The organism is Pseudomonas sp. GL_093 (assembly GCF_057837605.1).
Genome location: NZ_CM174448.1, coordinates 1,649,073 through 1,673,870 on the forward strand (window position 1 = coordinate 1,649,073; position 24,798 = coordinate 1,673,870).

The 24,798-nt window shown below is 59.6% G+C and carries 26 protein-coding genes; 16 read left to right on the top strand and 10 right to left on the bottom strand.

All coding sequences use genetic code 11. From position 1 onward, the window contains the following. Window positions 1–11: 11 nt before the first annotated feature. Window positions 12–1,196 carry a cyanate transporter gene (locus AC3IUE_RS07495; RefSeq protein ID WP_056742537.1) on the bottom strand — a complete coding sequence of 395 codons (1,185 nt, stop codon included), beginning with the start codon at window positions 1,194–1,196 and terminating at the stop codon, window positions 12–14. A 543-nt stretch (window positions 1,197–1,739) separates the two neighbouring features. On the opposite strand from AC3IUE_RS07495, the gene AC3IUE_RS07500 reads away from it, so the two are divergent. The 6 genes from AC3IUE_RS07500 to AC3IUE_RS07525 all read left to right on the top strand — a co-directional run bounded on the left by AC3IUE_RS07500 (window position 1,740) and on the right by AC3IUE_RS07525 (window position 8,286). Then, window positions 1,740–3,122, top strand: coding sequence for a glutamine synthetase family protein (locus tag AC3IUE_RS07500; protein WP_489266516.1), 1,383 nt, complete (start codon window positions 1,740–1,742; stop codon window positions 3,120–3,122). Between the two features lie 179 nt (window positions 3,123–3,301). Further along, entirely contained in the window at window positions 3,302–4,951 is a 1,650-nt protein-coding gene (locus tag AC3IUE_RS07505) for a phosphoethanolamine transferase (protein ID WP_489266518.1), read from the top strand. Window positions 4,952–5,023: 72 nt separating this feature from the next. Beyond that, window positions 5,024–5,686, top strand: a complete 663-nt coding sequence (locus tag AC3IUE_RS07510) for a class I SAM-dependent methyltransferase (protein ID WP_489266520.1) — start codon at window positions 5,024–5,026, stop codon at window positions 5,684–5,686. A gap of 123 nt (window positions 5,687–5,809) precedes the next feature. Continuing rightward, entirely contained in the window at window positions 5,810–6,943 is a 1,134-nt protein-coding gene (rnd, locus tag AC3IUE_RS07515; protein WP_489266522.1) for a ribonuclease D, read from the top strand. After that, the gene (locus AC3IUE_RS07520; RefSeq protein WP_007898694.1) at window positions 6,940–7,233 is read left to right on the top strand and encodes a YcgL domain-containing protein; all 294 of its coding nucleotides are present in this window, start codon (window positions 6,940–6,942) and stop codon (window positions 7,231–7,233) included. The genes rnd and AC3IUE_RS07520 overlap by 4 nt, the downstream gene beginning before the upstream one ends. Window positions 7,234–7,353: 120 nt before the next feature. Then, complete coding sequence (locus tag AC3IUE_RS07525) at window positions 7,354–8,286, top strand: D-2-hydroxyacid dehydrogenase (protein WP_056742527.1); 933 nt, start codon at window positions 7,354–7,356, stop codon at window positions 8,284–8,286. 140 nt (window positions 8,287–8,426) lie between these two features. On the opposite strand, the gene AC3IUE_RS07530 is transcribed toward AC3IUE_RS07525, so the two are convergent. Beyond that, on the bottom strand, window positions 8,427–9,020 hold the full coding sequence (locus tag AC3IUE_RS07530; RefSeq protein WP_033054040.1) for a nitroreductase family protein: 594 nt from the start codon (window positions 9,018–9,020) through the stop codon (window positions 8,427–8,429). A gap of 164 nt (window positions 9,021–9,184) precedes the next feature. Between AC3IUE_RS07530 and AC3IUE_RS07535 the strand changes: the two genes are divergently transcribed. Further along, on the top strand, window positions 9,185–9,634 hold the full coding sequence (locus tag AC3IUE_RS07535; protein ID WP_007898698.1) for a YcgN family cysteine cluster protein: 450 nt from the start codon (window positions 9,185–9,187) through the stop codon (window positions 9,632–9,634). A 36-nt stretch (window positions 9,635–9,670) separates the two neighbouring features. Then, complete coding sequence (locus AC3IUE_RS07540) at window positions 9,671–10,900, top strand: hypothetical protein (RefSeq protein WP_489266525.1); 1,230 nt, start codon at window positions 9,671–9,673, stop codon at window positions 10,898–10,900. A 71-nt stretch (window positions 10,901–10,971) separates the two neighbouring features. Here AC3IUE_RS07540 and AC3IUE_RS07545 read toward each other — a convergent pair whose 3' ends face one another. From AC3IUE_RS07545 to AC3IUE_RS07565, 5 genes are all read right to left on the bottom strand, one after another. Next, window positions 10,972–12,231 (bottom strand): IS256 family transposase, encoded by a 1,260-nt coding sequence (locus tag AC3IUE_RS07545; protein ID WP_489263864.1) that lies wholly within the window; start codon window positions 12,229–12,231, stop codon window positions 10,972–10,974. A 166-nt stretch (window positions 12,232–12,397) separates the two neighbouring features. After that, a complete protein-coding gene (locus tag AC3IUE_RS07550; protein ID WP_046046102.1) occupies window positions 12,398–12,775 on the bottom strand; it encodes a YgaP family membrane protein in 378 nt (125 codons plus the stop codon). Between the two features lie 105 nt (window positions 12,776–12,880). Continuing rightward, a complete protein-coding gene (locus tag AC3IUE_RS07555) occupies window positions 12,881–13,351 on the bottom strand; it encodes an RNA methyltransferase (RefSeq protein WP_007944014.1) in 471 nt (156 codons plus the stop codon). Window positions 13,352–13,560: 209 nt separating this feature from the next. Continuing rightward, a complete protein-coding gene (locus tag AC3IUE_RS07560; protein ID WP_046046100.1) occupies window positions 13,561–13,935 on the bottom strand; it encodes a YajD family HNH nuclease in 375 nt (124 codons plus the stop codon). A gap of 48 nt (window positions 13,936–13,983) precedes the next feature. Next, entirely contained in the window at window positions 13,984–14,670 is a 687-nt protein-coding gene (locus AC3IUE_RS07565) for a spermidine synthase (protein WP_007898703.1), read from the bottom strand. A gap of 98 nt (window positions 14,671–14,768) precedes the next feature. On the opposite strand from AC3IUE_RS07565, the gene AC3IUE_RS07570 reads away from it, so the two are divergent. Further along, complete coding sequence (locus AC3IUE_RS07570) at window positions 14,769–15,059, top strand: hypothetical protein (RefSeq protein WP_489266528.1); 291 nt, start codon at window positions 14,769–14,771, stop codon at window positions 15,057–15,059. Here the strand turns inward: AC3IUE_RS07570 and AC3IUE_RS07575 are convergent. Then, window positions 15,056–15,529, bottom strand: a complete 474-nt coding sequence (locus AC3IUE_RS07575; protein ID WP_076031549.1) for a cyclic nucleotide-binding domain-containing protein — start codon at window positions 15,527–15,529, stop codon at window positions 15,056–15,058. The genes AC3IUE_RS07570 and AC3IUE_RS07575 overlap by 4 nt on opposite strands. Before the next feature lie 252 nt (window positions 15,530–15,781). Beyond that, window positions 15,782–17,836 carry a S9 family peptidase gene (locus tag AC3IUE_RS07580; protein WP_489266530.1) on the bottom strand — a complete coding sequence of 685 codons (2,055 nt, stop codon included), beginning with the start codon at window positions 17,834–17,836 and terminating at the stop codon, window positions 15,782–15,784. 100 nt (window positions 17,837–17,936) lie between these two features. Here AC3IUE_RS07580 and AC3IUE_RS07585 point away from each other — a divergent pair, with 100 nt between their 5' ends. Genes AC3IUE_RS07585 through AC3IUE_RS07595 form a run of 3 tightly spaced genes read left to right on the top strand, consistent with a single transcriptional unit; the run spans window position 17,937 to window position 19,798 of the window. After that, window positions 17,937–18,434, top strand: coding sequence for a hypothetical protein (locus tag AC3IUE_RS07585; protein WP_056742515.1), 498 nt, complete (start codon window positions 17,937–17,939; stop codon window positions 18,432–18,434). 32 nt (window positions 18,435–18,466) lie between these two features. Beyond that, window positions 18,467–19,243: a class II glutamine amidotransferase gene (locus tag AC3IUE_RS07590; RefSeq protein WP_046046095.1), complete on the top strand. Its 777-nt coding sequence runs from the start codon at window positions 18,467–18,469 to the stop codon at window positions 19,241–19,243. A gap of 12 nt (window positions 19,244–19,255) precedes the next feature. Then, a complete protein-coding gene (locus AC3IUE_RS07595) occupies window positions 19,256–19,798 on the top strand; it encodes a DUF2937 family protein (RefSeq protein WP_123366761.1) in 543 nt (180 codons plus the stop codon). A gap of 116 nt (window positions 19,799–19,914) precedes the next feature. Here the strand turns inward: AC3IUE_RS07595 and AC3IUE_RS07600 are convergent, their stop codons facing one another. Next, complete coding sequence (locus AC3IUE_RS07600) at window positions 19,915–20,829, bottom strand: LysR family transcriptional regulator (RefSeq protein ID WP_489266533.1); 915 nt, start codon at window positions 20,827–20,829, stop codon at window positions 19,915–19,917. A gap of 148 nt (window positions 20,830–20,977) precedes the next feature. Here AC3IUE_RS07600 and AC3IUE_RS07605 point away from each other — a divergent pair, with 148 nt between their 5' ends. The 4 genes from AC3IUE_RS07605 (at window position 20,978) to AC3IUE_RS07620 (ending at window position 24,716) form a co-directional block, all read left to right on the top strand. Next, window positions 20,978–22,264, top strand: coding sequence for an MFS transporter (locus AC3IUE_RS07605; RefSeq protein ID WP_056742617.1), 1,287 nt, complete (start codon window positions 20,978–20,980; stop codon window positions 22,262–22,264). 75 nt (window positions 22,265–22,339) lie between these two features. Next, window positions 22,340–23,092 carry a 5-oxoprolinase subunit PxpA gene (locus AC3IUE_RS07610; protein WP_033056161.1) on the top strand — a complete coding sequence of 251 codons (753 nt, stop codon included), beginning with the start codon at window positions 22,340–22,342 and terminating at the stop codon, window positions 23,090–23,092. Next, complete coding sequence (locus AC3IUE_RS07615) at window positions 23,089–23,793, top strand: 5-oxoprolinase subunit B family protein (protein WP_489266536.1); 705 nt, start codon at window positions 23,089–23,091, stop codon at window positions 23,791–23,793. Before AC3IUE_RS07610 ends, AC3IUE_RS07615 begins: the two co-directional genes overlap by 4 nt. After that, on the top strand, window positions 23,790–24,716 hold the full coding sequence (locus tag AC3IUE_RS07620; RefSeq protein WP_489266538.1) for a 5-oxoprolinase subunit C family protein: 927 nt from the start codon (window positions 23,790–23,792) through the stop codon (window positions 24,714–24,716). Before AC3IUE_RS07615 ends, AC3IUE_RS07620 begins: the two co-directional genes overlap by 4 nt. Window positions 24,717–24,798 lie beyond the last annotated feature (82 nt).

Consider the following 24,798-nt stretch of genomic DNA (forward strand, 5'->3'; position numbering starts at 1 on the left):
GGGTTCCAGGGTCAGCGAATGTGTTGGGCGTAATGCCGCGGATCGAAGCGTAAGACCATCAGGATCATCAGTGCCATAACGCCGGTCAGTGACCACCAGGCCCATTCGAAGCTGCCGAGCTGATCGCGGATCAACCCGGCAATCAGCGGCGAGAGACCGGCGATCAGGTAGCCGATGCCTTGCACGAACGCTGTCAGGCCACCGGCACGCTGGGGATTGTCCAGATGATCCAGGGACACGATCAGACTCATCGGGAACAGCCCGCCGATGCCGAGCCCCAACAGGCAGGGCCACAACAGGCTCAAGTGTTGCGGGCTGAGAACAAGCCCGCAGAAACCGGCCATGATCAGCGCCAGCAACACCACCAGCACCACGCGCCGGTCACGGCTGCGGTTGGCGATGGCTGGTGTCAGCAGGCCGGACAACACTTCCATGGCGGTCAAGAAACCCAGCAGCAACCCGGCATTTTGTTCGCTCCAACCCTTTTCCACATAGTACGGCGCCAGCCAGGCCAGCACGCAGGTGTAGGACGCCGTGCCCAGGCCGAAGAAGATGGCGAGTAACCAGGCGCGGGAATTGCCAAAGAAGGAGCCATTGCGCTGCGCCTGAGCAGGCTGCGCCGGCAGCCTTTCACGTTGCACGCACCAAAACAGCAACGCTACCAGCGCCAGCGCCGCCCAGATCGCCAGGCCTACGCGCCAGCTGCCGGTACGGATCATCACCAGCGGTGCAAACGACGCCGCAATCGCTGCGCCGCCCATGATCGATGTGACGTAGAGCCCCATGCACACAGAAACGTTGTCGCTGAAGCGGGATTTGATCAGCGCCGGCATCAACGCCTGGATCAGCGCGATACCGATACCCGCCAGCACGGCGCTGAGGATCAGTTCGGCCGCTGAATCGAGGAACAACCGTGACACCGTGGCCACGCCGATGATCAGCAGTGAGAGCACCACGGTGCGTTGTTCGCCGATTCGTTGGCTGACGCTCAGCCCAAAGAACATCGCCAACCCCATCGCCATCACTGGCAGCATGGTCAACAGCGAGGCCAGGCTGAAACTCAGTGTTATGTCGCCGCGAATCGCCGACAGCAAAGGACCAACGGCGGCCATGGAAGGCCGCAGGTTCAGGGCGACAAGAATGATGCTGAACATTAGCCAGAGGGCGGGGCGAGAGGTTGCGCGAACGTTTTCCATCTATCGGACCTTGAATGACAAGGAGCCGATTAGGCGCGCGAGGCCTGCGGGCCGCAAATCAGAAAGTCCGAAGCAGTATTTAGAAATTAAATAATACCCCGTACTCCCTGTAGCAGCTGCCGAAGGCTGCGTTCGGCTGCGAAGCAGGCGCAAATTCTGCCATCGGATTAACCTGCCATACCGCATTGGCTGTTTTAACGTCTGCTTCGCAGCCGAACGCAGCCTTCGGCAGCTGCTACAAGTACCGTGGTGCTGCTCAATTGTTTAGCCAGCCTGCAACCAAAGTTCTTCAAATCCTGATTTAACGACTTAACCTCCCGTGTGACGCTGCGGGTCATCTGTTCTCTGCGGTTTTTTCTATGGACGGTTGTCCCGTCGCACTTCCCTCCGAATTAGCCTTTTGGGCGCTGTGGCACTGCCGTCACGCGCGCCCACCGGATTCCTGCATTCCTCGTTGATTGTTCTTACAGGTCCCGCGCCATGCGCCGGGATCAAAGCGGCGACGCCTGTGCGTTTGCCTGACGCGGAAATAAGAGAATTCCCATGAGTGTTGCCACGACATCTTTCGCCTCCAAGCAAGAAGCCCTGACCTTTCTGGAACAGAACCCGGATATCGAGATGTTCGAGTTGTTCATCCTCGACAACAACGGTGTACCTCGGGGCAAGTTGCTGCACCGCGATGAACTGCTGGCGGTGTACGAAAGCGGGCGGCCATTGCCGAGCACCATTCTTGGCCTGACCATCAACGGTGATGACGTGGAAAACTCCGGCCTGGTCTGGGACGTTGGCGATATCGACTGCCGGGCGTACCCGATCAGCGGCAGTTTGACGCGCATGCCCTGGCGGCTGATTCCTACGGCGGCGGTGCAGGTCAGCATGCACCCGAAGGAGGGCATGCCCGCGACGATTGCCGATCCACGGCATCTGCTGGCGAAAGTCATCGAGGGCTTGCAGGCCGACGGTTATTACCCGGTGATGGCGGCGGAGCTGGAGTTCTACCTGCTGGATCAGCAGCGCGACAGCAACGGTCGGCCGCAACCGGCGCGGGATGTCGATGGCGGGCGGCCGCGAGGGACTCAGGTCTACGGCTTGCGTGAACTGGAGCAGATCGAACCGTTTCTGGCCGATCTCTACAGCGCCTGCAAACTCCAGGGCATTCCGGCGCGCACGGCGATTTCCGAATACGCGCCGGGGCAAGTGGAAATCACCCTCGAACACCGCACCGATGCCTTGCAGGCGATGGACGAGGCGGTGCGCTACAAACGACTGGTCAAAGGCGTGGCCCACAAGCACGGGATGACGGCGTGCTTCATGGCCAAACCGTTCGATGACCTGGCGGGCACGGGCATGCACATGCACGTCAGCCTGGCGGACAAGGACGGCAACAACCTGTTCGCCAGCGAAGCCCCGGACGGTACGCCGCTGCTCAAACAGGCGGTCGGCGGGATGCTCAGTACGTTGCTCGATTCGTTGCTGCTGTTCTGTCCGAACGCCAACTCTTACCGTCGCTTCCAGACCAACAGCTATGCGCCGCTGGCACCCACCTGGGGCGTGGACAATCGCACCGTGAGTTTGCGCGTGCCCGGCGGGCCGGCATTTTCCCGGCATATCGAACACCGCATCTGTGGCGCCGACGCCAACCCGTATCTGGCGGCTGCGGCGATTCTGGCCGGGATCCATCGCGGTATTCGCGAACAACTCGATCCTGGCGCGCCGGTGGAGGGCAATGGCTACGCCCAGGCCACGGAACTGTTGCCGACTGACTGGCTGACCACGTTGCGGGCACTGGAAGGTTCAAGCTGGGCTCGGGAAGCGTTCGGCGGTGAGTTCCTCGGCGTGTACCTGGCGGTAAAACGTGCCGAGTATCGACAGTTCATGGGCGAAGTCGGCGAGCAGGACTGGCGTTGGTATTTGAATCAAGCCTGAACAGAACCTGAACCATTCTCAAATAAATTGAGCGTTTTTGCCTCGTGCCATGAGCCAACTAATCGTTGGCTTCTTTTTCACAAAAAATTGATGGTTGGAAGCCTAAAATTAGTGACGTTGCGGCCAATGAAATTTTCACATTTGGCGAAGGCACTTTTATTCAGGAACAGCCGATCATCATGTTGAAGATTAAAGCCGTGCGCCCCGAGTGGGTGACACTGATTGCCAGCGCCTTTCTATTGGCAGGATTCAATTTAGTTCTCTGGCAACACCTGTTTGAAATCACGACCTCTGACGGTCAAGGCATCGTCATGCGTGTGGCATTCGGGGCGATGATCCTGGCTGCTTTCAACATTGTGCTGACGCTGCTGGCTTTCCGGCTCGTGATGAAACCGGTCCTGACGCTGATCTTCATGGTCAGTGCGGGCGTGGCGTACTTCATGAGCCAATATGGTGTTTTGATTGACACCGGCATGTTGCGTAACTTTGCGCAAACCAATGCGACGGAAGTGCGTGACTTGCTGTCGTTAAAGTTGCTTGTTTATATCCTTCTGTTGGGTGTCTTGCCATCGTTGTTATTGTGGCGGACCCCGGTTAATTACCGCCGCTGGCACCGTGAACTGTTAAGTAAAGCACTGGTCAGTGTTGCGTCGGTTGCCGTGATTGGTGGCGTTGCACTGGTTAACTATCAGGGTCTGTCTTCGTTGTTTCGCAATCATCATGAATTGCGCCTGATGGTCGTGCCAAGCAACTACATCGGTGCTTCTTTCGGCTTTCTGCGTGAGCAGGTCGCGTCTGCACATCAGCCCTTTGTCAAACTGGGTGAAGATGCCCAGCGAAATCCCGCCTGGCAAACCCATGAGCGCAAATCCCTGACCGTGCTGGTGGTGGGCGAAAGTGCCCGGGCCGAGAACTTCGGCGTCCTGGGGTATGACCGTGACACCACACCAAAACTGAGTAAAGAGGCCGGCCTGATCGCGTTCACCGACGTGCATTCCTGCGGGACGGAAACAGCGGTGTCGGTGCCGTGCATGTTCTCCGACATGGGGCGCAAGGATTACAACGCCAGCAAGGCAAAGAATCAGGAAGGCCTGCTGGACGTGCTCAAACGCGCGGGTCTCGACGTGATCTGGCGCGATAACCAATCGGGCTGCAAAGGCACTTGCGATCGGGTCACCCTCGACGACGTCAGTAACCTGAAAGACCCGGTGCTGTGTGCCAATAGCGAATGCCGCGATGAAATCCTGCTGCAGGGTTTGCAGCACTTCATCGATACCCTGGATAAAGACACGGTACTGGTGTTGCACCAGATGGGCAGTCACGGTCCGGAATACTTCAAGCGCTACCCGAAAGAATACGAGCGCTTCACCCCGGTTTGTGAAAGTAACGCCCTGAACAATTGCAGTCGCGAAAGTATCGTCAATGGCTACGACAACACCCTGGTGTATACCGACCACGTGCTGTCCACCCTGATCGATTTGTTGCGCAAAAATCAGGACAAAGTCGACACCGCGATGCTCTATTTGTCGGACCACGGCGAATCCTTGGGCGAGTACAACTTGTTCCTGCATGGCACGCCTTACATGCTGGCACCGGAACAACAAAAGCATGTCGCGATGTTGGCCTGGTTTTCCGACAGCTATCAAAAGTCGTTCTCGGTGGACGCCAATTGCCTGCAACTGAGTCGCAACAAGCCCTTGAGCCAGGACAACCTGTTCCATTCAATGCTCGGTCTGCTGGAGGTCCAGAGCAAGGTGTACAAGCAGAATCTGGATATGTTTGCTGGATGTCGTGGTGCGGTGAACGACGGCGTGTTGGCCACAGAGTGAGTACCTCAACCTTTTTTCATGCCCCGGTCGCTAACGTGCGGCCGGCAGAGTTTCCCCCGAGAGCCATTGCACATGTCCGCTCAACCCCCATCTGCCATCGAGCTTGAAATCGCCCGGCGCTACGATCAGGAGCACGCCCGCGTCTGTCTTCAGCCGCGACCGCGTGGCCTGGCCGGGCGGTTGACGTTCTGGCGTGACGAGCAATTGGTGCGCAACGCGCTCAAGGCTGCCGGCGAGCCGGGTCTGGTTCTTGATTTGGCTTGCGGTGTCGGGCGCTTCTGGCCAGTACTGGCCGAGCATGCAAACCGGGTGATCCTCGCGGCCGACCCGTCGCAGGACATACTCGATCATGCCCGTACCCACCATCCGCAGAGTTTGCTGGAGCGGGTCAAAACCTTTCAGAGTTCGGCGTTTACCATCGGCTTGTCGGCGAATGCGGTTGACTGCATTTTTTGCATGCAACTGTTTCAACACCTCACCTGCCCCGAGCATCGCTTGGCCATGCTCAAGGAGTTCCATCGGGTCAGTCGCGATACGGTGATTGTGGCCGTACGGGTCGATGCTCATTTCAAAGGTCGGCGCACGGATGCACAGGGCGCTCCGGCCCGACCGTTGGCCAGCAAGGCCGACGTGGAAGCCGAGTTCAAGCGCGCAGGTTTGCGCTTGCTCAGTCATCAGGACTTCCTGCCCGGCTGTGCGCGGATGCGCGTCTACGTACTGCGTAAGGCCGGCTAGTCTCCGCTTGTCAGACATTTCTTGCTGTTTCGCAGGCGTTTTCGCTAAAGCTCTTGTTCAGTGAATGCGCGGAAATCGCCGGGGGCGATATATACTGCGCGCCATTCTTCAAGGGAGAGCCGTGTGGCCATCGATATTCACTGGATTCGCGACAACGATAGCCTCGGTCAGTTTTGCGCCGAGTGGCAGCAGCTGCCATTCGTTGCCCTCGACACCGAATTCATGCGGGTCGACACCTTTTATCCGATTGCAGGCCTGCTGCAGATCGGCGATGGCGTACGCGCTTACCTGATTGACCCGCTGAGCATCGATAACTGGCAGCCACTGGCCGCGTTGCTGGAAAACCCGGCCGTGATCAAAGTCGTCCATGCGTGCAGCGAAGACCTCGAAGTCCTGCTGCGCCTGACCGGCAGCCTGCCGGCACCGTTGTTCGACACTCAGTTGGCCGCCGCTTACCTGAACCTCGGTTTTTCCATGGGCTATTCGCGGCTGGTGCAGGAAGTGCTGGGCATCGACCTGCCGAAGGGCGAGACCCGTTCCGACTGGCTGCAACGTCCGCTTTCCGACACCCAAATCAGCTACGCCGCCGAAGATGCTTTGCACTTGGCGGAAGTTTTCGTACAGCTTCGTCCGAAGCTGTCTGACGACAAGTACGCCTGGGTCCTGGAAGACGGCGCCGAGCTGGTGGCCAACCTGCGTCGCGAAGTTGATCCGTATGAGGTCTATCGCGAAGCCAAGCTGGCCTGGAAACTCTCCCGCGCCCAACTCGCCGTGTTGCGTGAAGTGTGTGCCTGGCGCGAGCGCGAGGCCCGCGCCCGTGATCTGCCGCGCAACCGCATCGTCCGTGAGCATTCGCTGTGGCCGCTGGCGCGGACTCAGCCGGACAACCTCGGCGCGCTGGCGAAAATCGAAGACATGCACCCGCGTACCGTGCGTCAGGACGGCGAATTTCTGCTTGATCTGATCAAACGCTCTGGCAGTGTGTCGCCTGATCAATGGCCGCCTGCAGTGCCGGAGCCTTTGCCGGTGGACGCCGCCACGCTGGTCAAACAGCTGCGTGCGATCGGCCAGGCCGAAGCCGAACGCCTGAACATTGCACCAGAGCTGATGCTGCGCAAGAAAACCCTGGAAGCGCTGCTCAAGAGCGGCTATCCCAACGGTCCTTACCAATTGCCTGATTCGCTGCGTGGCTGGCGCCGCGAATTGATGGGCCAGGCGCTGCTCGACAGCCTGGCCACCGCCGGAGAACAGCCTTGAAACGTATTTGCTCCATCTATCGAAGCTTGAAGAAAAACGAGATGTACCTCTATGTGCTCAAAAGCGATGCACTGGAGCGCGTCCCGGAAAGTCTGATGGCCGCCTTCGGCAAACCGCATCACGCCTTTGACCTGGTGCTGACCCCCGAGCGCAAACTGTCGCGCGAGGACATCACCGTGGTGCTGGAAAACCTTGAGAAGCAGGGTTACCACTTGCAAATGCCGCCGGCCGAAGACGAGTACATCGAACACTTGCCGGAAGAATTGCTGCGCCGCAACGATCCGATGTGACCGGCAGACAGGCTCTGTTCAGAGCCTTTATGAAACACTGGAATGATTTTGGCGATAGCCAGGGCGATGGAGTGATACTCCGTCGGCGGCCGTCTGCACTGTTTTTGAAAGGTTTGAACCATGCGCGTTCTGATTGCTGAACACGACCACCCGGTGTACGCCCAGCTGTTGCGTCAAGCAGCGCCCGACCTGGAAGTGCTGACCAGCGGCGACTCCGCCGAACTGGCCAGCCAGGCCGCTGATTGTCCGATCTGGCTCGGTCAGCCGGACCTGCTGGCGACCTTGCTGCGTCAGGGCCACGAGCCACAATGGCTGCAATCGACCTGGGCGGGCATTACGCCGCTGCTGGCCGATGGCTTGCCACGTCACTATCGCCTGACTCGGGCGGTGGGGATTTTCGGGCAGGTCATGGCCGAATACGTGCTGACCTACATGCTCGGCCACGAGCGCGAAGTGCTGCCGCGGCTGGTCAGCCAGGTCGAGCGCAAGTGGGACAGTCGCCAGGGCCAAAGCCTGGCCGGCCGTAAAGTGTTGATCGTCGGCACCGGTGACATCGGCCAGACCGTGGCGCAGTTCCTTGTGCCGTTTGGTGTCGAGTTGTACGGCATCGCCAGCGAAGCCCGCGAGCAGGCGCCGTTTACCGAAGTCGGGGCGCTGGCTGATCTGCCGCGTCTGGTCGGTGAAGTGGATTACGTGATCAATCTGCTGCCCAATACGCCGAACACCCACGACCTGTACGACGCGGCGCTGTTCAAGCAATTCAAGCCGACCGGGTTGTTCATCAACGTCGGGCGCGGCGTGGCAGTGGTCGACGCGGACCTGGTGGAGGCCTTGAAAGAAGGGCATCTGGCCGGTGCCGTGATCGACGTCTGCCGTCAGGAGCCGCTGCCGCAACGTCATCCGTTCTGGACCGCTTGGGGCTTGCTGCTGACCGGCCACAGCTCGGCACCGACCTCGCCATCGATGATGGTGAAACTGTTTGTCGAAAACCTGCGGGCGTATCAGGCGGGTGAGGCGTTGCGCGGGGAAGTGGATTTCAATCGCGGCTACTGAGCCAACCACTTACTTGAATATTGTGCAAAACCTGTGGGAGCGAGCCTGCTCGCGAAAGCGGTCTATCAGTCAACAGTGATGTTGAATGTGACGGCCCCTTCGCGAGCAGGCTCGCTCCCACATTGGTTTTTCGGTGTGGCTTAGAGGGTGAAGTCGCCTTCAGCAGCCAACTCGCTCAGCGGACGACGTGGGCTCGGCTCTTCACGCGCTTGCAGGTAGTCCGCCAGCGTCGCCTTGTCGCCCAGTTTGCCCACCGCCACCGCCGCGTGCAGCGCATAACCCTCAGGAATGTTCAGCTCCTTGCGGGTCAGGTCCTGGTCGAAACCAGCCATGCCGTGGGTGTGCCAGCCGCTGATGCTTGCTTGCAGCGCCAGATGGCCCCAAGCGGAACCGGTGTCGAAGGTGTGCCACAAGGCCGGGGTTTCTTCAGTGGCGCCAGGTACCGCGAAGGTGGTTTTCGAGATCACGATCACCAGTGCCGAGGCGTGTTGCGCCCAGCTGCGGTTGAATTCGTTCAGCAGCCCCAGATAGCGCTCCCAGTTTGGCGTGTCGCGACGCGCATACAGAAACCGCCAAGGCTGCGAGTTGTAGGCCGATGGCGCCCAGCGTGCAGCTTCGAAGAAGCTCAGCAGGGTTTCTTCGGAGATCGCTTCGCCGGTGAAGGCACGGGGCGACCAGCGGTCGGTGAACTGAGGGTGGATGGCATAGTCGGCAACGCGTGGATTAGCACTCATCAGGAGATTCCTTGCTAGTTTGAAGGTGTGGGGCGACGCAAAACCCTACTGGGCGGCGCGATAACTGACAAGCTCGTTCTACCGGCAGTCGCCAACGCTTGGCCCACAAGGGCCTTGGCACTAGACTGGCGGCCTTTTCACCACCTGATGTTGATGCTTGAGCCATGGCCGCCAAAGTCGAACCGTTCTGGATACGCAAAACCCTCGATCAACTCGATCAAGAGGAATGGGAATCGCTGTGCGACGGCTGTGGCCTGTGCTGCCTGCAAAAGCTCGAAGATGAAGACGACAACAGCGTCTATTACACGCGCATCGCCTGCAAACTGCTGGACCTGAAAACCTGTCAGTGCACCGATTACCCGAACCGCCGCGATTTCGTCCCCGACTGCATCCAGCTCACACCGGGCAAGGCTGACGAGTTCAAATGGCTGCCGCCGACCTGCGGCTATCGACTGGTCAGCGAAGGCAAGGACCTGCCACTTTGGCACCATCTGGTGTGCGGTGATCGCGATGCAGTGCACCACGAACGTATTTCCCAGTCCGGGCGCATGCTTGCCGAAGGCAGCGTGGCCGAAGACGATTGGGAAGACCATCTGATTTTTCGGGCGGGTTAAACGCCAAGCGTATTAACGTTTCACGAAGGAGTGTGTATGGCTGTGGGATTGCGGCTGGCGTTGGCCTTTGGGCTTTTGGCCCTGAGTTCGCCCGTGTGGGCGGCGAAGAAGGTTGATCTGGATTACCACGTGCGCCTGTTGCCGCAAAGCGATCAGGCCGAAGTGCGGCTGACTCTGGCTCAGGGTTCTGCGGTGCGCAGTCTGGATTTCGATCTGGGCGATGGCAGCCACTACAGCGATTTCAAGGCCGACGGCCAATGGCAGCTCACGCCGGGCAAGCAGGCCCGTGGTGTCTGGCGTCCGGCCGCCGACAAGGCCAGCCTGACCTACCGCGTACGCATCAGCCACGGACGCAAGAGCGGCAGCTTCGATACGCGCATGACCCCGACCTGGGCGCTGATGCGCGGCGACGATCTGGTGCCGGCAGCCAAACTCGATCAGCAGGACGGCATCGAGCTGGTTTCACGCCTTGAATTCGAATTGCCTACCGGCTGGAAAAGCGTTGAAACTGCCTGGCCGCGAATCGGCAAGAACAAATTCCGGATCGATAACGTCTCTCGATTGTTCGACCGGCCCACCGGCTGGATGCTCGCCGGCCACCTCGGCAGCCGTCGCACGCGGCTTGGGGAAACCGAAGTCACCGTCGCCTCGCCTCAGGGCCAAGGCATGCGCCGCATGGATGTGCTGACACTGTTGACCTTTGTCTGGCCGCAAGTGCAGGCGGTGTATCCCCGTCATCCCGCCAAACTGTTGATTGTCGGCGCCAACGACCCGATGTGGCGCGGCAGCCTGGGCGCGCACGAATCGATCTATCTGAACACCCGTCTGCCGCTGGTCAGCGAAAGCGGTACCAGTGCGCTGGTGCGGGAATTGGCGCAGGTGTTCGGACGGATCAACGATCAGCAGCGCAGTGACTGGATCAGCGAAGGGTTTGCCGAGTATTACGCCATCGAACTGGTGCGTCGCGCCGGCGGCATGAGTGATGAGCGGTATGAGAGTTTGCAAAAGAAGTTGGCCAAGGACAGCCAGAACGTCACGACCTTGCGCGCTGAGCAGGTCAGCCCGGCGCAGGTGTCAAAAGCGGTCGTGTTATTGCAGGAACTGGATCGCGAGATTCGCCTGAAGACCCGCAACAAGCGTTCGCTGGATGATGTGTTGCGCGGGGCGATGCATCTGGAGAGCGTGGATACCAAGGAGTTTGTTCAGCTGGCCGAGAGTGTGATTGGCGAGTCTTCCAAAGTCCTTGATACCGAGTTGCTTCAGTAACACCGCCATCGAGAGTGTCAGATTTTTTGTGTGCGGGCCGGTAATGGCCTGCCGTCAGGCAGGCCTTCATTTCACCAGGTCGGCCTGATGAATCGATCTCCGTACAAGACCGCAAACTGATTCATGGCGTTCTTCCAGTCATGGGCGGGGCTGCCCCAATTGGCGGTGATATTTTGCAATGCCAGCCAGATCAACTTCGTCGCTGCATCGTCGGTTGGAAAGTGCCCCCTTGTCTTGATGATCTTGCGCAACTGAGCATTGATGCTCTCGATAGCATTAGTGGTGTAGATCACTTTTCGTATGGCTGGCGGGAAGACAAAAAACGGGATGACTCGATCCCAGGCACGTCTCCAGGCCGCAGCCACCGTTGGATATTGCTTACCCCAAGGTCCAGACTCGAAGGCCTCTAGAGCCTGCTCGGCAACTTCAGCGTTGAGTGCTTGATAGATCGGTTTCAGGGCCTTGGCCAGTTCGCGGCGCTTGTCCCAAGCCGCGTAATCAAGGCTGTTACGGATCAAGTGGACGATACAGGTTTGCAACGTCGTCTGAGGAAACACCGCACTTAAGGCTTCTGGCATGCCTTTAAGTCCGTCAGTTACCGCGATCAAAACGTCTTCGACGCCTCGGGTCTTGAGGTCATTGAAGACCTTCATCCAGAACTTGGCACCCTCAGTGGTCTCAATCCAGATCCCCAAAATATCTCGTGTGCCGTCCGGCAACACGCCCAGGGCCAAGTAGATTGCCTTGTTGCGAACCACCCCTTCGTCACGGATTTTGACCCGCAGAGCATCGAAGAAAATGACTGGGTACATGGGTTCAAGTGGTCGTTGCTGCCAGGTACTGACTTCTTCCAGAACAGCATCGGTGACGGAGCTGATGAAGTCATGGGAGACGTCTGTTCCGTATTGCTCCGAGAGAAATGCACGAATCTCGCGAACACTCATGCCGCGGGCATACATAGCAATGATCTTGTCGTCGAAGCCTGTAAACCGGCGCTCGTGTTTGGGGATCAGGATCGGAGCAAAGCTGCCATCGCGGTCTCTGGGAATATCCAGGCGCAACGGGCCGTCATCGGTCAGCACGGTCTTGCCGCTTCGGCCGTTACGTTGGTTACTCGACTCCTCGGGGCGCTCCGCGCCCTGAGGATAACCAAGGTGGTGCCCCAACTCGGCACCAAGGGCTCGCTCGATGAGCGCCTTCTTGAACGCCATCGAGGCATCCTGAATGGCTTCGGCACTCATCGGGCCGTTTACGAACTGATCAATCAGCTCTTTTGGAATGGCTGGAAGGTCTCGCGCGGCCCCACTGGCCGGTTTTTTCTTGGTCGGCATACATGCACCTCTGCAACATGTTATGCCCGAACACAAAATTTATGACACTCCCCCGCCATCGCGAGCAAGCTCGCTCCCACAGGTGACCGCATTCCAATGTGGGAGCGACGGTGCGACGATTCGACCTGCTCGCGAAGGGGCCCTAAGCCTCAATGAAAATCTCGGATCAAACCCCGGTTTTCGGAGATTTCAACGAATCATTACCGGTCACGGTAGCGGTATTGGTCGCCGCTTCCGCATTCGCCTTCAACCGGTTCAACTCTTCACCCGCCCGCTGAATCTTCGCCCGCACGTTGTTCATGTCCTGACGGCTTTTCTCCAGCAGGCTTTTCGCCGAACTGTGCCCGGTAATACCACGCGCCAGGGCCACACCGCCGATCGCCACTTGAATCAACCCGAACACACCACCGCGACGCAGGCCCTTGCCGACCATCACCACTCCGCCGGCCAGAGAGCCGATGCGTTCCCAGCCCTGCACGTTCTGCTCCGTGTGAGTCTGGAACGGGGTGGATTCAATGCGTTCTACGCGTTTGAGTTCGCTCATGATCTGTCTCCTGGCTGGAATGACGCTTCAAGAATAGATAATCAAGAATAGATAATTAAGCTGACTGCCGAGGCGGGCGGCTTGTTCCATCGGATGTACGCTGAATCAGCGAAACTTCGCCCCGGAGCGGGTGTTGAGTCCCTTGGACATGCGGTCATAGAGCACGACGTTGACGGTGGCCGCCAGGTTCATGCAACCGGTAGTCGGGATGTAGACCACGTCTTCGCACCAGTCGCGAATCTCTTTATCCAGCGAGCCGTCTTCCGGGCCGAAGATGTACAGCGCGCGGTCCGGGTGTGTGTATTCCGGCAGCGAACGGGCGCCGTCCACCAGTTCCACAGCGACCGGCACGCAGCCCAGCGGCAGGATTTTTTTCAGGTCGTCGATGCCGATCAGCGGAATGTCGTAGTGGACACGCTTGGTGTCGGTGACGAAGTCGGCGGCGCGTTCATAACGCTTGCCGGTATAGAACACGGACGCCACGCCATAACAGCCAGCGGCGCGCATCACCGAACCGACGTTCTCCGGTGATTTGGGGTTATACAAACCAATGCAGCTGTACCGTTTGTCTGCCACGAGCGGGTGCCTTCGGGGAAAAAACGGCGATTATACGGGGATTGGGGGAGGGTGGTCAGTTTGTAGATTGGTGGTGTCTGGTCAGCCGCCTTCGCGAGCAAGCTCGCTCCCACATTTGATCTCTGGTGTTCACAAATACTGTGTTCACAGAAGATCCCCTGTGGGAGCGAGCTTGCTCGCGATGAGGCCAGTCAAGGCACTGAAGATCTTCAGTCGTCTTTCTTCATCAGGCCAGCCAACGCGGCAAACGGGTTATGCGTCGCCTTGGCGATTTTCGGCGAGCTCAGCGAGCCTTCACCGAAATACTGTTGATCGGTGTACCGCGAGTGTTCGTTGTCGTGGCAATACAGGCACAACAATTCCCAGTTCGAGCCGTCCTGAGGGTTGTTGTCGTGATTGTGGTCGCGGTGGTGCACGGTCAGTTCGCTCAGGCGCTTGCCGGAAAACTCACGGGCGCAACGGCCGCACACGTGCGGGTACATTTTCAAGGCCTTGTCGCGGTAACCCATTTCCTTGTCGCGCTGGTTGTCTGCAAGGATGCGGTCCAGTTTCGACGTGTTGGTGGGAGGCGTTGACGAACTCATGGGTTCACCTTTGTAAAAGACTAATGACGGTTATGAGCCAAGTTTAGCTCAGCCCTTGAGCTTCTCGGCAATCCAGATGGTGTGGCGGGTACCTTTGTTGCCATGGGCGAAGACCTGGACTTCCTCGGCCTTGAAGCCGGCCTTCTTCAGTTTGTCGGAAAACTGTCGGTCAGCGCTCGCGGACCAGACGGCCAGCACGCCTTTAGGCCGCAGGGCCTTGGCGCAGGCGCTCAGGCCACCAGCGGAGTAGAGCCAGCTGTTGGCCTTCTGGGTCAGGCCTTCGGGGCCGTTGTCGACGTCGAGCATGATTGCGTCGAAACCTTGCGGCTCGGCTTGCAGGACTTTGGCCACGTCTTCCATGCGGATCACGGTGCGCGGGTCCAGCAGCGGGTTCCCGGCTTTCTCGCCCAGTGGTCCACGGTTCCACTCCACCACGCCCGGCACCAGTTCGGCGACCACCACTTCAGCGGTCTTGCCCAGATGCTTGAGGGCCGACGCGAGGGTGAAGCCCATACCCAGGCCGCCGATCAGCACGCGCGAATTCGGCCGGCCGGCCACTTTACGGCACGGGATCTCCGCCAGAGCGTCTTCCGAGCCATGCATGCGGGTGTTCATCAGTTGCCCGCCGTCGCCGCCCTGGATCTTGATGACAAAATCCTCACCGTATTCGAACAGGCACAAGGCACCGCCATTTTCAGGAATTGGAGTGGTGTCGAGCAGAACGAAACGTTTCATGGGACTCACTTGAGGAGAAATTGGCATAAGAGGGAGAAGGCAAACACGCGCCGTTGGGAGTAGCCTGCAAAAAGACAACAAGGCCAACGGAGCCATTGATGAAGCGCACCATTCTAACGGTCATTGCCTTGGCCGCGCTCTCGATAACTGCAGTGCAGGCCCAGCAGTTGCAAACCATTCCAACCAGCCCTGCGCCGCTGCCCGGTTCGCCCGGCACCGCGACACCGACACCGTACCCGCAAATCACCCCGACCAGCGTGCCCAAGGTCGGCCCCGGCAGTGGCGGCCCGCCGCTGGTGCCGATCGAGATGCCCAGTCCTCCGACCAAGGATCAACCGTTGCCGGGCCTTGAGCCAAGCAGCACGAAGATCAAGTCACCCGGCGGTTAAACCTGCTGCGAGAGCAGTTGCCCATCGGCCATGCGCAAGCGTTTGGAGAGGGAGACGGCGAGGGCGCGGATGATTTTGGCGGCGATTTTCGGCGCATCGTTGAGCATCTTTTCCAGCGAATCCTTGCCCAGATTGAGCAACTGGCAATTGCTCGCGGCCACGCAACTGGCCGAGCGGCGTTCGCCGTCGAGTACGGCCATTTCGCCGAACGCCCGACCGCTGCGTAACGTTGCCATGGTCACCAGGTGCCCGTCGCTGTTGGTTTTCTGCACCGCCACCTGGCCGGTGTGGATGATGCACATGAAGCTGCCGGCATCACCCTCATGGAAAATCTCTTCGCCCTGAGCAATGGTGCTGATGCTGAAGTAACCCGAGGCCGTGGCGAAGTCCGCCGGCAGCAGTTGATCGAACAGGCCACAGTCCATCAGCCAGTCGCGAATTTCGTTGTTCAGTAAGGTCGGTTCTGACATGTCGTCACGGTCTTTTTCTTGTGTCTGTTGCTGTTCCGGTCTGGCGAGAATTTCGCGACTCCCTGTAGCAGCTGCCGAAGGCTGCGTTCGGCTGCGAAGCAGTCGTAAAATCGGCCAACGCGGTTAGTCAGATAAACCGAGTAAGCCGGATTAACGACTGCTTCGCAGCCGAACGCAGGCTTCGCCAGCTGCTACAGGGAGCAGCGTCAGCCCGGTGTTCGGTCTTAAGACCGACACGCCGGGCCAAGTTCCTCAGGCGATGCCCAAAACCTTGAAAACAAATGCGTATTCGAGTGCTACGTCACGCAATCCCTGATAACGACCGCTCATCCCGCCATGCCCGGCACCCAATTCGGTCTTGAGCAGCAGGGGATTGGTGTCGGTTTTGGTCGCGCGTAATTTCGCCACCCACTTGGCCGCTTCCCAGTACTGCACGCGACTGTCGTTGTAGCCGGCGATCACCAGGGTCGCCGGATAAGCTTGTGCGGTGACGTTTTCGTACGGGGCGTAGGCCTTGATCCGATCATAGACGTCCGGTTCTTCAGGATTGCCCCACTCGTCGTATTCGGTGACGGTCAACGGCAGATCCGGGTCGAGCATGGTGTTCAGCACGTCGACGAACGGCACTTCGGCAATCGCAGCAGCAAACAACTCCGGCCGCTGATTGAGCACCGCGCCGATCAGCAGACCACCGGCGCTGCCGCCGCTGATCGCCAGTTGCTGAGGTGTGGTGAAGCCATTGGCGATCAGGTGCTCGGCGCAGGCAATGAAGTCGCTGAAGGTGTTGTGTTTGTGTTCCTGCTTGCCGGCGCGATACCAGGCCTCGCCCAGTTCACCGCCGCCACGCACGTGAGCGATGGCGAACGCCACGCCACGGTCCAGCAGACTCAAACGAGCGTGGGAGAACCACGGGTCGAGGCTTTCACCGTAAGCACCGTAGCCGTACAGATAAAGCGGCGTCGGCTTACCGAGGGCTTCGCGTTTGACGACGAGGCTGATCGGCACTTTCGTACCGTCCGGTGCGGTCGCCCACAGGCGTTGACTGACGTAGGCATCGGCGTCGAACGGACCGAGCACCGGGGTTTCCTTGAGGACTTTCTGCTCACCGTTGCCCAGCTCTAGCTGACGGATTTGCGCCGGACGGTTCAAGGCTTCGTAGCGCAGACGGATCTTGTCGCTGACGAATTCCAGACTGTTCTGTACGTGCAGGCTGTAGGCCGCATCCGGCAATTGCACGCGGTAGCTCGGCAGGTCTTGCGGATGAACTTCGATGATCGGCAAGCCACCTTCACGCAAGCTCAGGGTCATGGCCCCGGCGTTCAGGCTCATGCCTTCGATCATCACCGTGTCGCTGTGCGGGATCAGGTTCTGCCAGTCGGCCTCGGTCGGCGCCACGCCGGTGTCTACGGCGTGGTAGAGGGCAAAGTTGATGCCGTCGCGGTTGGTGCGAATGAACCAGGTCCATTGACCGTCGAGCGCGCCGTGGTCGACGTCGTACTCATGGTCTTCAACCCTCGGTGCGATGCAGGTAAACGCCTGCTGCGGCTGGAACGCATCGAGCACCCAGACTTCGCTGGTGGTCTTGCTGCCCAGGGACAGCAGCAATTGCTGCTCGGAACTGGAGCGGTAGCAATGCATGAAGAATCGACCGTCCGGCTCGTGGAACACTTCTTCGGCCGCCGTACCGTCCAGCCGATAGCGGAACAGTTTGTGCGGGCGATGGGTGTCGTCCAGTTCGCCGAAGAACAGCGTCAGGCTGTCATTGGCCCAGGTCATGCTGCCGTCGCAATCCTGGAATTCCAGTTCACTGACACGGCCGTTGGACAATTCCTTCACGAACAGCGTGAAAATTTCATCGCCCGTGGCATCGATGCTGTAGGCCAGACGCTGGTGGTCCGGGCTGATACTGAAGGCGCCCAGGGAAAAGAAGCCACCTTTGGCCAGTTCGTTCGGGTCCAGCAGCAACTGTTCCTGGCTTTCGTCGAGCTGCAGGCTGTCATCGGCCGGGCGCGGGCAGCGGTAGTGACGGGCATATTCATCACCGGCCGTGGTGCGCGTGTAATACAGGTACGGACCCCAAGGGGAGGGCAAGGACAGGTCGGTTTCGAGAATCCGGCCCTTGATCTCTTCGAACAGGGTTTCACGCAACCCGGCCTGATCGGCGGTTTGTGCCTCTTGGTAGCGGTTTTCCGCTTTCAGGTAGTCGAGCACCGCGTCGGTGTCGCGCTCCTGCAGCCAGGCATACGGGTCGTCGCCTTCGGCCTTGCGGGCAATGGGAGCGTCGGAAACGTTGACGGATAGGGGCATGAAGGACTCTCGAGCGTTTTACGAAATAGGGTTCGCAGACGGCGGGCAAGCCTGACGTGCGAAAAGTCGTTACTATAAGCGCCTCTTTGCCTGCCTTGCCATGGACACCATGACCGAGAACGACTATCTGATCGCTTGGGGCCTCTACGCCTTCGCCGCTTTGGGCTGCCTGTTGGTGTGGATGCGTATCACCCGCTGGATGTGGCGCTGGCTGCGTGAGCCATTACGGCTGTTGGTGGCCGTGTTGCTGTTCAGCCCCACCATCATCGACCCGGTGAAGGAAAAGGTCGCTCCGGCCATCGCCATCACGGCCCTCGATTTGCTGTTCAAGGTCGGCAACAACGCCTGGCGCGCGATTTCCGACCTGTTCATGTACGGCATGATCGCTTTCGGCATTTACCTGGTATTCGTGGCGATCCGTTTCCCTATCGAACGTGCGTCCAACGCTCGCAAGGAACAGGCTGCCGCTGCCAAGGCTGCGGCCCGGGCCGATGACCCTGAAGAGGATCATCCTTTCGGCGGTGCGGGCGATGATCGTTACGGTCGTCCACCGGTGCCGAGCAACCCTCAGCGATTGCGGGTCGAACCGCGTCTGTAACCTTGCCCCTGCCTTTCAGCGAGAATCCGAGCATGTGTGAGTTATTGGGCATGAGCGCCAATGTCCCGACCGATATCGTGTTCAGCTTCACCGGGCTGATGCAGCGCGGCGGCCGCACCGGTCCGCACCGTGACGGCTGGGGCATCGCCTTTTACGAGGGCCGTGGCCTGCGCCTGTTTCAGGACCCGGCGGCGAGCTGTGAGTCCGAAGTCGCGAACCTGGTGCAACGCTATCCGATCAAGAGCGAAGTGGTGATCGGGCACATCCGCCAGGCCAATGTCGGCAAGGTCTGCCTGTCCAATACCCATCCGTTTGTGCGTGAGCTGTGGGGCCGTAACTGGTGTTTTGCCCACAACGGCCAGCTCGCGGAGTTTCAACCGATCAAGAGTTTTTACCGCCCCGTTGGCGATACCGACAGCGAAGCGGCGTTCTGCGATTTGCTCAACCGCGTGCGCGCCGCATTCCCGGAACCGGTAGAGGTCGAAGAACTGCTGCCAGATCTGGTGGCCGCCTGCGCCGAATACCGCAGCAAAGGCGTGTTCAACTGCCTGCTCAGCGATGGTGATTGGTTGTTCTGCTATTGCTCGACCAAACTGGCGCAGATCACCCGCCGCGCGCCATTCGGCCCGGCGCGCTTGAAGGACGTCGATGTAATCGTCGACTTCCAGGCCGAAACCACGCCCAACGACGTGGTCACGGTGATCGCCACCGAACCCTTGACCGAAAACGAAACCTGGACCCGCTACGAACCGGGCCAATGGAGCCTTTGGCGACGCGGTGAATGCGTCAGCCAGGGCAAGACCGAATAAGGATTTCCCTTCATGTTGCTCAGTTATCTACGGCTGGTGTTGTTCGCGGCGGGCCTGTTGATCGGTGTCCAGGTGCCAGGGTTCATCAGCGATTATGCCAAGCGGGTCGAAGCGCATCTGATTGAAGCGCAGACCGGTCTGAGCGGTTTTCAGGGCACGGCGAATCAGTTCTTCAAGGGTGACATGCAGGCATTGGTGGCCCATTACCGCGCCAGCGAAGACCCGATTTTTCGCAGCGATGCCGACAGCCTGAGCACCTTGCTGACCCGTCAACTGGCCCTCGATAAACAGTTCCAGGCCATGCAGGGCCCGTGGTACATCCGCTTCCTGCAAGTGGCATTGGCCGCCGATCCGGATATTCGCAAGGAAACCTGGAACGGCTACAGCTACCAGATCCTGCTGACGCCGGAAGCGATGATCTGGGGCATGAGCGGGGCGTTGCTGTTGTCGTTCGGCATTGAATGCCTGTTCCGTCTGATCGACTGGGTAGTGCTGGGCGGCAAACGCCTGCGCCAGAGCCGGCCGATCGAAGATCGGGATGTGCGCGGGCTGTAAGTTTGATCGTTCCCACGCTCTGCGTGGGAATGCCTCAACGGACGCTCTGCGTTCGGCTTTGAATGGGACGCGGAGCGTCCCGGGCTGCATTCCCACGCAGAGCGTGGGAACGATCATCAGCGTGCGAGGACGATGTAGTTCTCACCCACCTTCTTCGCATACCCGTCCAGCACCTGCTGACACAACGAAACAATCTCCTCGACCCACTCCACGCCAATCCGCCACGACACCACCACCTGCAAATTCGGTGGCCGTTGATCGATGGCCAGCAAGGTCAATTCCCCCCGCGCCAGTTCCTCGGCTACCAGCACCGGCGGCAGCGCGCCAATACCAAAACCGTCCCGCAACAACCGGGTGATCGCCGATACCGAGTTCACGCAGTTCAACCGTGGCGTCATGATGCCGTTGGCCTGCATCAGGGCGAGAATCTCCTGATGCGGATGGGAGTTTTTCGAATAGGTAATGATCCGTTCCCGCGCCAGGTCGGCAATGCCTGAATACTCGCGGTTATAGATCGAGTTTGTCGCCACAATCCAGCCCATCGGGTGACTGGCCAGCTCAAGGCTGCGCACACTTTCCTGACGCAACAGGTCGGTTTGCAGGATCAGATCGAGAAAGCCTTTTTGCAGCTGATCGCAGAGGTTGAGCGCGGTATCGGCCACCAACTCGATTTCCACCAGCGGATAGTGATCCATCATTTGCGCCACCAACGGACTCAGCCAGGTATGGATGACCGTGTCCATTACGCCGATGCGAACCCGTCCGACCTTGCTCGAACGGGTTTCGATCGACTGCTTGAGGGATTGCATGGTGTCCATCATTTGCTCGGCGTACTCGAGCACTTTCAAGCCTTCGGGCGTCAGGCTCACACCACGTGAATCGCGCAGGAACAGCTTCACCCCGAGCTCGCCTTCGAGCACGGCAATGCGGCTGGATATCGACGCCTGGGTGGTGAAGAGCTTGTCTGCCGTCAGGCGAAAACTCTTGAGTCGGGCGACCCAGACAAAGGTCTCGAGAAACTTCAGGTTCATAGGGACAAGTTTTTCTTATGTCTAGAGCGGGTTTTTATTAGTTGGACGCAGCAGGGCAAGGAGCCCAAAAATCAGGCCATCCGGTTCCCACGATAGGCGTCGTCGGGGCTCAGAACAATACCAATAAAAATTAGCGCGGAGATTTGCCATGAGTGCGCCCGACACGCTCAACATCCCAAAAGCCACGGTTCGCCCGGGACCTTTCGACTGGTACCGCAACATCAACAAGCAGGAACGCCGCACGTTCTGGAGCTGCAAGATCGGCTATGGCCTGGACGGCATGGACACCCAGATGCTCAGCTTCGTGGTGCCAACCCTGATTGCGATGTGGGGCATCACCACCGGCGAGGCCGGGCTGATTCACACCAGCACCCTGATCGCCTCGGCCATCGGCGGTTGGGTGGCGGGGATTCTGTCCGACCGCATCGGTCGCGTACGCACTCTGCAACTGACTGTGCTGTGGTTCGCTTTCTTCACCTTCCTCTGCGGTTTCGCCCAGAACTACGAGCAACTGCTGATCAGCCGCACGCTGATGGGCTTCGGATTCGGCGGCGAATGGACCGCCGGCGCGGTGCTGATGGGTGAAGTGATTCGCGCCAAGGACCGCGGCAAGGCGGTGGGCATGGTGCAATCCGGCTGGGCATTGGGTTGGGGACTAACGGCGATTTTGTATGCGCTGCTGTTCTCGGTGCTGCCACCGGAAGACGCCTGGCGCGCACTGTTCATCCTTGGCATCGTGCCGGCGATTTTCGTGATCTTCGTCCGCCGACTGGTCAAGGACCCGGAAATCTATCGCGAAGCCAAGGCTAAGCAAGAACCCAGCAACCCGGCAAAGTTCTACGAGATCTTCGCTCCCGGCATCCTTTTCACCACGATTCGCGCCTCGGTGCTGACCACCGGTGCCCTGGGCGGTTACTACGCGATCACCTCCTGGTTGCCGACCTTTCTGAAGAACGAACGCGGTTTGAGCGTACTCGGTACGGGCGGTTATCTGGCGATGGTGATCGTCGGTTCCTACGTCGGCTATGTCATCAGCGCGTATTTGACTGACATCCTCGGGCGTAAAAAGAACTTCATTCTGTTCGCGGTCGGCTCGTTCACCATTGTTCTGCTCTACACCCAATTGCCGGTGAGCAATGGCGTGATGCTCTGGCTGGGCTTTCCTTTGGGCTTCTTCGCTTCGGGGATTTTCAGTGGCATGGGCGCGTTTTTGACCGAGCTGTTTCCAACGCGGATTCGCGGTTCGGGTCAGGGCTTTTGCTACAACATCGGTCGGGCGTTGGCGGCGTTGTTCCCGCTGTTGATCGGCTTGATGAGCCAGAAGGTGCCATTGAGTGTGGGAATCGGTGCTTTTGCGGCGGTGTCCTACGGGGTGGTGATCCTTGCGGCCCTGAGCCTGCCGGAAACCCGTGGCAAGCAACTCGAAGCCGAGTAACTGATAATCTGCGGGCCTGCCGTTACAAAAAGTGTCCCGCAGTTAAAAAGAATAAAGCTGAAAGGAGTGTTCACCGTGAGCCGCCTGCTATTGAACTGCGACATCGGCGAGAGTTTCGGCAACTGGACCATGGGTCTGGACGCCGAGGTCATGCCCTTCATCGATTGCGCCAACATCGCCTGCGGCTTCCACGCCGGCGACCCGAGCATCATGCGCAAGACGGTCAGCCTGGCCCTGAGCAACGGGGTGCAGATCGGCGCACATCCGGCGTATCAGGATCTGGTCGGCTTCGGCCGCCGTTCCATGGCCTACACCGCCCAGGAACTTCAGGACATTGTGCATTACCAGATCGGTGCTCTCGACGGCATTTGCCGGGCTCAGGGCGGGCGGGTGAGTTACGTCAAGCCGCACGGTGCGATGTACAACGACATGATGGCCAACCCGGCGCAATTGCGCGCCGTGCTTCAGGCCGTGGCGTCCTATGATCGTGAGTTACCGCTGATGTTGATGGCCACTCGCGACAACAGCGCCGCCCAGCAGTTGGGCGATGAATACGGTGTGACCCTGTGGTTCGAAGCCTTCGCCGATCGCGCTTACGACAGCGCAGGAATGCTGGTCTCGCGGCAACTGCCGGGCGCGGTGCATCACGATCCTGAAACAATCATCGAACAGGCGCTGACCATTGCCCGCGGCGGCAACCTTACGGCCAGCGATGGCAGTGCCTTGCACTTGCAAGCCAACACCCTCTGCGTACACGGCGACAATGCCAGTTCGGTAGCCGCCGTGCGGCGTATTCGCGAAGCACTTGATCAGCAGAGCGCGTCATGAACCTGCGGGTAGAAGTGGTGGCGCTGGATTGCCTGATGGTGCGCCTGTTCGATGAGATAGCCGAAGCGAACATGCCGTGGATGCTCGCCGCCAGTGAAAGTCTGCGTGCTGCGTTCGCCGGGCATCTGATCGATCTGGTGCCGTCCTATACGACGTTGATGGTGCATTACGATCTGACCGCGTTGAGTCCGGCCCAGGCTCGGGAACTGATCGCTGAGGCCTTGATCGATCTGTCGCCCAACGCCTGCACCCGTGGTAAATGTCATGTGTTGCCGGTCTGGTATGACTTGAGCGTTGGCCCGGAGTTGAGCCTGTTGTCCCAGCGCAGCGGATTGGCCGTGGATGAAGTGATCCGTCGCCACAGCGAGCGCGAATATCAGGTATTCGCCTTGGGTTTTGCGCCGGGTTTCGCCTTCATGGGGCTGGTGGAAGAAGCGCTGGCCGCGCCGCGTCTGAACACTCCGCGTAAAAAAGTGGCTGCGGGAAGCGTCGGCATCGCCGAACGCCAAACCGCCGCTTACCCGGTGGTGTCCCCCGGTGGCTGGAATCTGATCGGCCGCACCCCGGCCAAATTGTTCGACCGCGACCGCGACGGCTACAGCCTGATGCAACCAGGCGACACGGTGCGCTTCGAAGCCGTCAGCCATGCCGAATTCATCAATCTGGGCGGTGATGACACGCCATTGGAGGCGCAGGCATGAGCCGTCTATCAATAGAAGCGAGTACACCGTTGTGCCTGTTGCAGGACGCTGGCCGTTTCGGCGTGCGGCATCTGGGCGTGACCCAGGGCGGGGCGGCGGATTGGCGGTCGATGTCGTGGGCCAATTGGTTGCTGGGCAATGGCCTGGATGCACCGGTGATTGAAATCACCCTCGGCGGGTTTACTGTCGTTGCCGAAGAGGATTGCGTGCTGGCGTTGGCCGGGGCGGATCTGGGGGCGCAGGTGGATGGCGAGGCGTTGGCGCCGTGGCGCAGTTTCAGGCTGAACAAAGGTCAGCAATTGCAATTCACTCAGCCGCTGCTTGGCGCCCGGGCATATTTGGCAGCCCCGGGCGGATTTGATGCGCCAAAGGTGTTGGGCAGCAGCGCAACCGTGGTCCGTGAGGAACTCGGCGGGCTGGATGGCATGGGCCGGGCGTTGGCCAAAGATGCGCAGTTGAGCTACTCGGGCAGCTCGCTGCTACTGCTGCGGGCGTTGGCGCCCGAACAGGTGCCGGATTTCAAACTCAACGCGCCACTGGACCTGGTGCTCGGTGCTCAGATCGGCGAGTTCAGTGGACAGAGTTTGTTTGATGCGTTCAACAGCGTCTGGACCCTCGACAGCCGTGCCGACCGGATGGGCATCCGCTTGCTGGGAACGGCGTTGCAGTATCAGGGTAAGCCGATGATTTCCGAAGGCATCCCGCTGGGTGCGGTTCAGGTGCCGCCGGACGGGCAGCCAATTGTGCTGCTCAATGATCGGCAGACCATTGGCGGCTATCCGCGATTGGGGGCGTTGACGCCGCTGGCCCTGGCGCGACTGGCGCAGTGCCTGCCGGGGACGCAGGTACGGTTGAAACCGGTGGTGCATGATGTCGCGCACCGGGAACAAGTCGAATATCTACGCCGGTTTTTAGAACGCTAAAAGCTTCGCGAGCAGGCTCGCTCCCACAGGTAAACTCGGTCAACTGTGGGAGCGAGCTTGCTCGCGATAGCGTCAGACCAGA

Bases quoted from the DNA above. Each gene is read 5' to 3' on its own strand.
- AC3IUE_RS07550 (WP_046046102.1), bottom strand. From the start codon at position 12,775: ATGAGCGAACTCAAACGCGTAGAACGCATTGAATCCACCCCGTTCCAG.
- AC3IUE_RS07590 (WP_046046095.1), top strand. From the start codon at position 18,467: ATGTGTGAGTTATTGGGCATGAGCGCCAATGTCCCGACCGATATCGTG.
- AC3IUE_RS07500 (WP_489266516.1), top strand. From the start codon at position 1,740: ATGAGTGTTGCCACGACATCTTTCGCCTCCAAGCAAGAAGCCCTGACC.
- AC3IUE_RS07525 (WP_056742527.1), top strand. From the start codon at position 7,354: ATGCGCGTTCTGATTGCTGAACACGACCACCCGGTGTACGCCCAGCTG.
- AC3IUE_RS07580 (WP_489266530.1), bottom strand. From the start codon at position 17,836: ATGCCCCTATCCGTCAACGTTTCCGACGCTCCCATTGCCCGCAAGGCC.
- AC3IUE_RS07545 (WP_489263864.1), bottom strand. From the start codon at position 12,231: ATGCCGACCAAGAAAAAACCGGCCAGTGGGGCCGCGCGAGACCTTCCA.
- AC3IUE_RS07585 (WP_056742515.1), top strand. From the start codon at position 17,937: ATGGACACCATGACCGAGAACGACTATCTGATCGCTTGGGGCCTCTAC.
- AC3IUE_RS07560 (WP_046046100.1), bottom strand. From the start codon at position 13,935: ATGAGTTCGTCAACGCCTCCCACCAACACGTCGAAACTGGACCGCATC.
- AC3IUE_RS07605 (WP_056742617.1), top strand. From the start codon at position 20,978: ATGAGTGCGCCCGACACGCTCAACATCCCAAAAGCCACGGTTCGCCCG.
- AC3IUE_RS07565 (WP_007898703.1), bottom strand. From the start codon at position 14,670: ATGAAACGTTTCGTTCTGCTCGACACCACTCCAATTCCTGAAAATGGC.
- AC3IUE_RS07540 (WP_489266525.1), top strand. From the start codon at position 9,671: ATGGCTGTGGGATTGCGGCTGGCGTTGGCCTTTGGGCTTTTGGCCCTG.
- AC3IUE_RS07615 (WP_489266536.1), top strand. From the start codon at position 23,089: ATGAACCTGCGGGTAGAAGTGGTGGCGCTGGATTGCCTGATGGTGCGC.
- AC3IUE_RS07575 (WP_076031549.1), bottom strand. From the start codon at position 15,529: ATGTCAGAACCGACCTTACTGAACAACGAAATTCGCGACTGGCTGATG.
- AC3IUE_RS07510 (WP_489266520.1), top strand. From the start codon at position 5,024: ATGTCCGCTCAACCCCCATCTGCCATCGAGCTTGAAATCGCCCGGCGC.
- AC3IUE_RS07600 (WP_489266533.1), bottom strand. From the start codon at position 20,829: ATGAACCTGAAGTTTCTCGAGACCTTTGTCTGGGTCGCCCGACTCAAG.
- AC3IUE_RS07535 (WP_007898698.1), top strand. From the start codon at position 9,185: ATGGCCGCCAAAGTCGAACCGTTCTGGATACGCAAAACCCTCGATCAA.
- AC3IUE_RS07595 (WP_123366761.1), top strand. From the start codon at position 19,256: ATGTTGCTCAGTTATCTACGGCTGGTGTTGTTCGCGGCGGGCCTGTTG.
- AC3IUE_RS07620 (WP_489266538.1), top strand. From the start codon at position 23,790: ATGAGCCGTCTATCAATAGAAGCGAGTACACCGTTGTGCCTGTTGCAG.
- AC3IUE_RS07495 (WP_056742537.1), bottom strand. From the start codon at position 1,196: ATGGAAAACGTTCGCGCAACCTCTCGCCCCGCCCTCTGGCTAATGTTC.
- AC3IUE_RS07505 (WP_489266518.1), top strand. From the start codon at position 3,302: ATGTTGAAGATTAAAGCCGTGCGCCCCGAGTGGGTGACACTGATTGCC.
- AC3IUE_RS07570 (WP_489266528.1), top strand. From the start codon at position 14,769: ATGAAGCGCACCATTCTAACGGTCATTGCCTTGGCCGCGCTCTCGATA.
- AC3IUE_RS07530 (WP_033054040.1), bottom strand. From the start codon at position 9,020: ATGAGTGCTAATCCACGCGTTGCCGACTATGCCATCCACCCTCAGTTC.